Consider the following 907-nt stretch of genomic DNA (forward strand, 5'->3'; position numbering starts at 1 on the left):
CAGCTTGTAGAGAAAGTGGGTGTTTTTTCTCTACAAGCTTTTTTGTATTATCTTGAACTAGGAATTTTCAAAGGTATTTTAATGAAAATAGACTCCCACACACTTAGCCGAGCTTGGCTAAGTGTGTGGCAATCTTCTTCATGTTCTGGCACGCTGCAGTGAGTAACACTTGTTCACCTGCATTGTGCAATCCACGTAACCTGCAGTAGCGAAGCCCATGCAGTTGTTTGGAATCTGCAAAGCTTCGCTCTATTTTCTCTTTTCTAAACTTGTAGAGTATCTTTCCTGAAGGGGAAAGCCGATTCTGTCGAATCTTTTCCTTGTAATCTTCCCATACATGCCGCGTAACGACCTTTTGGTGATTTTTTGATCGTGTACATTGGTCTAATAATGGGCAGTTTTTACAGTTATGAGGGTTTGATTTATATTCTCTATATCCTTCACGGTTTGTAGTGCTATAGGGTAAGGTTTCTCCGTTTGGGCAAATATAAATGTCATTGTCTTTGTCATACTTAAACTTCCATTTTGGAAACAGTCCTTTTGTTGGGTGGAACCTTCGATGTGCAATCACACCAAATATATTACGATCTAATATCCCTTTACAAATGGGTACAGTAAGGTACCCTGAATCCAAAGCAACAGCTTCAACGTTAAAACCAAATCGTTCTACCTGTCGATCTAAACGGTTGAGGTAAGGACGAGAGTCGTGAAAATTTCCGGGGGTAACAAACGCGTCTGTAATAATATTATATTTCATGTCTGTAGTGCGGTGATCAAGGTAGCAGAACATCTCCTGTTTCTGGTCACGGGACATAAATCCACTATCGGGATCTGTTTTACTTTTACGAATCTCCTTTGTTTTAATCACTTCTTTTCGATCCTTTAGAGGTTTTTTTTCATGCGAATT

Annotated in this window: 1 protein-coding gene; it reads right to left on the reverse strand. The window is 39.5% G+C overall.

Annotated features, from left to right (window positions below):
* Positions 1-103 precede the first annotated feature (103 nt).
* Positions 104-907 (reverse strand): IS1182 family transposase (locus tag ACOI1D_RS21705; protein ID WP_422504285.1); only part of this gene is annotated, 804 nt, incomplete at its 5' end.

Source organism: Virgibacillus sp. DJP39 (assembly GCF_049310925.1).
In the GTDB taxonomy this organism is placed as follows: domain Bacteria; phylum Bacillota; class Bacilli; order Bacillales; family Amphibacillaceae; genus Virgibacillus_F.